This window comes from Streptomyces sp. CBMA123 (genome assembly GCF_014596465.1).
Lineage (GTDB): Bacteria > Actinomycetota > Actinomycetes > Streptomycetales > Streptomycetaceae > Kitasatospora.
Genome location: NZ_MECK01000316.1, coordinates 1 through 5,581, shown reverse-complemented (window position 1 = coordinate 5,581; position 5,581 = coordinate 1). Strand labels below are relative to the sequence as shown.

Here is a 5,581-nt window from a genome sequence, read left to right as displayed (position 1 = left end):
TGCGGCCACCGGCAGCGCGGCGGGGACGGGCTTGGCGGCGGACGCGGACGCGGACGCGGACGGTGCGGCTACGGGTGCGGGCGGGGAGGCAGGCGCGGGCCCGGTCGACTCGCTCGCGTCGCGGGCGGCCTCGGCCTGCCGCAACAGGGAGGTCAGCAGCACGGCGTCGCAGTCCACCGCGGCGATCAGGCCGTCCAGTGCCTGGGAGGTGATCAGACGCTTGCCGTTCAGCCAGCGTTCCCAGGAGGCCTTGCTGAGGTAGGTCCGCTTGCCGAGTTCGGCGAGCGAGATCCGGTGCGCGTCCTTGACCGCTCGCAGCTCCTCGGCGAGACGCCGGGCGGGCTCCGAGAGGTCGTCAGGGAGCGGCTTCCAGGACTGACTCATCGTGGGGGGCACCTCTGGCGGGTCGGCGGCAGACAAGAACTCATCTTCTTTAGGATGATCAGTTTAGTCGCGTTCTCCCCTCCGCCCCCGCCAGTTTCCCACCGCGCCCACACGATCGTCTCAACCGTCTCCACCCTGGCGTCCCAACTCCCAGCTCAGAGGCCTGGTGACGAGGCGCATCGTCTCAGAACCTTCGGAGACGGTCGAACATCGAGGCACGATCGCGCAGAGTTGGCCGCGCCGGGTGCCCTGAAGTCAACACCGGGTCTGGTCCGGGCAAAGACCTCGTAGAAGTCGAAGCAGACGAGGGCGCCCCGGTGCAACGGGACTCACGCACCACAACGGTCATCTCAGAGGAAGTTCGGGGAGAACCTCATGGGCCGCCACCACGCGTCCGGAATCACATCACCATCACCTGCCGACCGGCTCGCCGACGAGTTGCAGTCGCTGAAGAACCTGTCCGGCCTCACCTACGTCCGGCTCAGTGAACGCACCCACTACGCGAAGTCCTCGTGGGAGCGCTGGGTGAACGGGAAGCAGTTCCCCCCGCGGGACGCGGTGCAGAGCATCGCGTCCGTCTGCGGGGGCGATGTCGAGCACCTGCTGGAGCTCTGGCACCTCGCGGAGAGCCGGCGCGTCACGCTCCTCACCCCGGGCACCCCCGCGCCCGGCGTCGAGGCGCCCGGCACCGGCCCGGCCGACGGGCCCGTCGGGGGCGGGTCGCCGGAGAGCGGGCCGACCGAGAACGGCCCGACCGAGAACGGCCCGACCGAGAGCGGGCCGCCGGCGATCGGGCCGACCGAGAGCGGGCCGACCGAGGAAGCGCACGCCGAGTGCCCGCACCGCCGGGAGGCCGCCCTGCTGCGGGGGTTGGCCCTGGTCTCGCTGGCACTCGGCGCGGGCGGGGTCCTGGCCGCCGCCGGCCGCCGGGGCCTGCGCCGAGAGGTCTGACCGACCGCCGCAGCAGCGGCACAGGTACACGGCACCACGAACAAGGACAGCGGCACCGCGCCCCGTGGGGAGGGCGCGGTGCCGCTCTCGGTGGGCGCTCGCCGCTACGCGACGCCGTCCTGCCACCACCAGAAGCCGGAGCCGTAGTTGGAGTGCTCGATCCGGCTGTCCACGTGCTGCCAGGAGACGGTGTGGGTCTCCAGGCCGGAGAAGCCGCAGGTCTCGGCGATCCGGTAGACGTCGAGCGTCGACAGGCCGGAGACCGCGGTGTCGGCCGCCACCCCGTAGGTGTGCATGGAGTTGCCCGCCCCGCCCACCGAGGCGTTGTACGCGGTGCTGCGGAAGCCGGAGTTGATGGTGACCGCGCGGTCGCCGGCCTTCTTCCGCAGGGCCTCCAGCTTGTACATGGTGCGGCGGACGTTCTCCTTGACCTCGTCGGCACCGACGTTGCCGCCGCCGAAGCCCGAGCCGTCGTGGCTGGTGAACTCGGACCAGTTGAAGTGCGCGGTGGAACCGTCCGACTTCTCCAGCGAGTTGAGCACGCCGAAGGTCTGCGGGCCGGCCACGCCGTCCGCGCTCAGCCCGTAGGCGGCCTGGAACCGGCGCACCGCGGCCGCGGTGCCGGGGCCGAACGAGCCGTCCACGGACACGTAGGTCTGCGAGGCGGAGTCCGCCGCCCAGCCCGCGACGCGGATCTGCAGCTCGACCACGGCCGAGCCGGAGGAGCCCTGGCCGAGGTTGCCGGACCAGCCGTAGGCGGCCGCGGGGCGGGCGAACCCGATGTTGGCAACCGCGGCGAGCCCGGCGGCGGCCACGGCGCCGGTGCCGTAGCGCAGGAGGGCGCGGCGGTCGAGGGAAGAGCTGTTCACAACGTGCTCCTTCGAGGAGTCGGCACGGGAAGACGCCGAACAGGGCGGTACGGGAGGCCCGTCAGGCCCTGTGAGGGGCCGTCAGAGCCCCCTGGAAGGCCGATGGCGCCGGCCCCCGTCAGTACCAGTTGTGGGCCTGCCAGAAGCTCCAGGCCGAGCACGGGTCGCCGTAGCGGCTCGCGATGTAGTCCAGGCCCCACTGGAGCTGGGTGGCCGGGTTGGTCTGCCAGTCGGAGCCGGCACTGGCCATCTTGTCGCCCGGCAGCGACTGCGGGATGCCGTACGCCCCGGACGACGGGTTGGTGGCGTACACCTTCCAGCCGCTCTCGTGGACGTAGATCTGGTCCAGGCAGCCGAACTGGCCGCTCACGCTCCAGCCGTGGCTGGGGAACTTCCACTGGGCGGTGATCTGCACCGTCCGGGCGACGCCCATCGCGTTCATGGTGGCCGGGCCGGCGATGCCGTCGTTGCTCAGGTTGTGCGCGTGCTGCCAGTTGCTGACGGCGCTGGTCGTGCCCGAGCCGTAGGCGCCGTCCGCGCCCGAGCCGGCCACCCGCTGGACCTCGGCGACCTTGTTGTGCAGGGCGAGTTCGGTGCGGGCGCCGTAGACGCCGTCCTCGTCGAGGCCGTTGTCGTGCTGGAAGCTGCGGACGGCGGCGGTGGTCTGCGGCCCGTAGTTGCCGTCGACGCCGCTGCTCGCCAGGTAGCCGATGCCCACCAGGTTGCGCTGGATCCAGGTGGTGGCGTCGAGTGCCTGCGCCTGCGCGGGCAGCAGGGCCAGTGCGACGAAGGCCAGTACGGCCGCGGCGAGTGCGCGCAGGGCCGAGGTTTTCTTCACGGTCTTCCCATCCCCTCCGGTGCCTGTCGGGTGATCAGTTGGTGCCGCCCACTCTCGGGGGCGGTCGGCCGTCCCGCCAGCAGATCGGCGACACCGGGGACGTCCCGGGCACTCCGGGGACGCCCGGGACGGCGGTGAGACGGGCCTGAGACGTGGCGGGGACGGCTCCGGGACGGCCCGGCGGGGCGCCGGCGCGGTACCGGGACGGGTGCGGGTTGCGGGGTGCGGGCCTGGTACCGGCGGGGTGCGGGCCGGGTGCCGGAACCGCCGGTGACCGGCCCGCTCCGTACGGGCGGGACCGGTCACCGGCGCGAAGGCCAGGCGAGCAGCCGGCTCCAGGTGCGGGCGTCCACCACGCCGTCGGCCGGCAGCCCGGCCGAGGACTGGAAGGACGTCACCCCGGCCTGGGTGCCGGGGCCGAACGCCCCGTCCACGCGGTGGTTCAGGTCCGCCCGGGGCGGTTCAGGCCCGCCGCACCCGGACGCCGGACTCGGCGATCGCCTGCTCCTGGGCGTCCGGGAGCCCCGCGTCGGTCACCAGGTCGTGGACATCGGTGAGCGGGCAGATCGAGGCGAAGGTGACCCGGCCGACCTTGGTGCGGTCGGCGAGCACCACGGTGTGGGCGCTGCTGCGCAGGAAGGCCCGGTCGGTCTGGGCCTCCATCTCGTCGTGGGTGGTGCAGCCCTGCCGCACCGTCAGCCCGTCGACGCCGATGAAGGCGAGGTCGAGGTGGTACTGGTCGAGCATCCGCTCGGCGGCCGGGCCGACCAGTTCGTAGCTCGCCGAGCGGGCCAGGCCGCCGATCACGACCAGCCGGACCTCGGGGCGGACGATCAGCTCGGCGGCGATGTTGACGGCGTTGGTGACCACGGTGAGGTTGCCGCGCTCGGCCAGCACCCTGGCCAGTTCGGTGGTGGTGGTGCCGCCGGTCAGGCCGACCACCGCGCCGTCCGGCACCAGTTCGGCGGCGGCCCGGGCGATCCGGCGCTTCTCCTCCTGCTGCTGGTCGCCCCGGTGCCGCAGCGGGATCTCCAGGTTGACGGCCCCGGTCACCGCGCCGCCGCGGGTGCGCTGCAGCAGTCCCTGGTCCTGCAGTTCCTGCAGGTCCCGGCGCACGGTCGCGTCCGACACCCCGAGCAGTTCGGAGAGCGTCCGCACGTCCGCGCTCCCCGCCTCGGCGATGTGCGACACGATCCTGGCGGCGCGATCAGCTTTGAGCATGGACGGAGTGTAGTTCAGCCCCGGTCGACGGTCGTACGAGCAGCTCCGAGCAGCGGACCGCTCATCGCGGGAGGCGGGAGAGGGGTTCGCGGGAGAGCGGTTCAGCGGGACTCAGCGGGGCTCAGCGGGGCTCAGAGAGGCTCGGGGGGTCAGGGGGCGACGGCGGCCGGGTCGACCCGCCGCGGCGCGGTCAGGACGCCGAGCAGCCGGGCCACCTCCCGGGTCACCGCCTCGCGGCCGTCGCCCAGGTACGCCCGGGTGTCGACCAGTGCGGGGTCGGCGGCGAGGCGGCGGCGGACCGCCTCGGTGAAGGCCTTGTTGAGGTGGGTGGCGATGTTGATCTTCGTCATGCCGTGGGCGACGGCCGCCGCCAGCGCGTCCTCCGCGACCCCGGAGGAGCCGTGCAGCACCAGCGGCACCGGCACGGCCGCCCGCAGCTCGGCGATCAGGCCGAGGTCCAGGGCGGCGGTGCGGGTCAGCATGGCGTGCGAGGTGCCGACGGCCACGGCCAGCGCGTCGACCCCGGTCCGCGCCACGAATCCGGCGGCCTCCGACGGATCCGTCCTGGCCCCCGGGGCGTGCACGCCGTCCTTCCCGCCGACCTCGCCCAACTCGGCCTCCACCCACACCCCCTCGTCGTGGCACACCCGGGCCACCTCGGCGGTGGCGCGCACGTTCCGCTCGTACGGCAGCACCGACGCGTCGAACATCACCGAGCCGAAGCCCAGCCGGAGCGCCTGCTCCACCAGGGACCGCTCGGTGGCGTGGTCCAGGTGGACCGCCACCGGCACGGCCGCGGCCCGGGCCACCGCCAGCGTCGCGGTGCCGATCGGTGCCAGGCCGCCGTGGTAGCGCACCGCGTTCTGGCTGATCTGCAGCACCACCGGCGCCCCGGCCGCCTCCGCCCCGGCGACGATCGCCTCGGCGTGCTCCAGCTGGATGACGTTGAACGCTCCGACGCCGTGGCCGCCGCGCAGCGCGGGCCCGACGATCTCTCCGGTTCCGACGAGGGTCACGGTTCTCCTTGGGGGTGTGCCGACTGGGGCGGTGCCGACTGCGGCTTTACGGACTGGAGCTGCGCGGACCGGAGCCGCGTCGACCGCGGTGCCGGCGGCTCGGCCCGCTCCGGGTCGAGCCGCTCGATCCGGACCAGGCCGAGCAGCCGCCGGTAGGCCTCGGCGTCGTAGCGGCCGGCCGGCCTGACGGGGCGGGTCGGGCCCGGCGACGGCGACGGTGCGGTGGCCGCCGTCGGCCTGCTCGACCCGGTGCACCCAGGGGACGATCCGGCCGTACGAGAAGCGCATCCGCAGCGCCGAGC

7 protein-coding genes are annotated in these 5,581 nt (G+C 73.6%); 1 reads left to right on the top strand and 6 read right to left on the bottom strand.

Annotation, left to right across the window (positions count from 1 at the left end; genetic code table 11):
* A partial coding sequence (locus tag BG452_RS28775) for a helix-turn-helix domain-containing protein (RefSeq protein WP_188307275.1) occupies positions 1-384 on the bottom strand: 384 nt, incomplete at its 3' end.
* A gap of 375 nt (positions 385-759) precedes the next feature.
* On the opposite strand from BG452_RS28775, the gene BG452_RS28770 reads away from it, so the two are divergent.
* Complete coding sequence (locus BG452_RS28770; RefSeq protein ID WP_188307274.1) at positions 760-1,335, top strand: helix-turn-helix domain-containing protein; 576 nt, start codon at positions 760-762, stop codon at positions 1,333-1,335.
* A 104-nt stretch (positions 1,336-1,439) separates the two neighbouring features.
* On the opposite strand, the gene BG452_RS28765 is transcribed toward BG452_RS28770, so the two are convergent.
* From BG452_RS28765 to BG452_RS28745, 5 genes are all read right to left on the bottom strand, one after another.
* Complete coding sequence (locus BG452_RS28765) at positions 1,440-2,204, bottom strand: D-Ala-D-Ala carboxypeptidase family metallohydrolase (protein ID WP_188307273.1); 765 nt, start codon at positions 2,202-2,204, stop codon at positions 1,440-1,442.
* 118 nt (positions 2,205-2,322) lie between these two features.
* Positions 2,323-3,042 carry a peptidoglycan-binding domain-containing protein gene (locus BG452_RS28760; protein ID WP_188307272.1) on the bottom strand — a complete coding sequence of 240 codons (720 nt, stop codon included), beginning with the start codon at positions 3,040-3,042 and terminating at the stop codon, positions 2,323-2,325.
* 302 nt (positions 3,043-3,344) lie between these two features.
* Entirely contained in the window at positions 3,345-3,476 is a 132-nt protein-coding gene (locus tag BG452_RS28755) for a peptidoglycan-binding domain-containing protein (protein ID WP_317621274.1), read from the bottom strand.
* Between the two features lie 28 nt (positions 3,477-3,504).
* On the bottom strand, positions 3,505-4,263 hold the full coding sequence (locus tag BG452_RS28750) for a DeoR/GlpR family DNA-binding transcription regulator (RefSeq protein ID WP_188307271.1): 759 nt from the start codon (positions 4,261-4,263) through the stop codon (positions 3,505-3,507).
* Between the two features lie 149 nt (positions 4,264-4,412).
* Entirely contained in the window at positions 4,413-5,279 is an 867-nt protein-coding gene (locus BG452_RS28745) for a ketose-bisphosphate aldolase (RefSeq protein WP_188307270.1), read from the bottom strand.
* Between the last annotated feature and the right edge of the window lie 302 nt (positions 5,280-5,581).

What these genes read in the sequence shown, in the direction of transcription:
- BG452_RS28770 (WP_188307274.1), top strand. Translation starts at nt 760, where the DNA reads ATGGGCCGCCACCACGCGTCCGGAATCACATCACCATCACCTGCCGAC.
- BG452_RS28750 (WP_188307271.1), bottom strand. Translation starts at nt 4,263, where the DNA reads ATGCTCAAAGCTGATCGCGCCGCCAGGATCGTGTCGCACATCGCCGAG.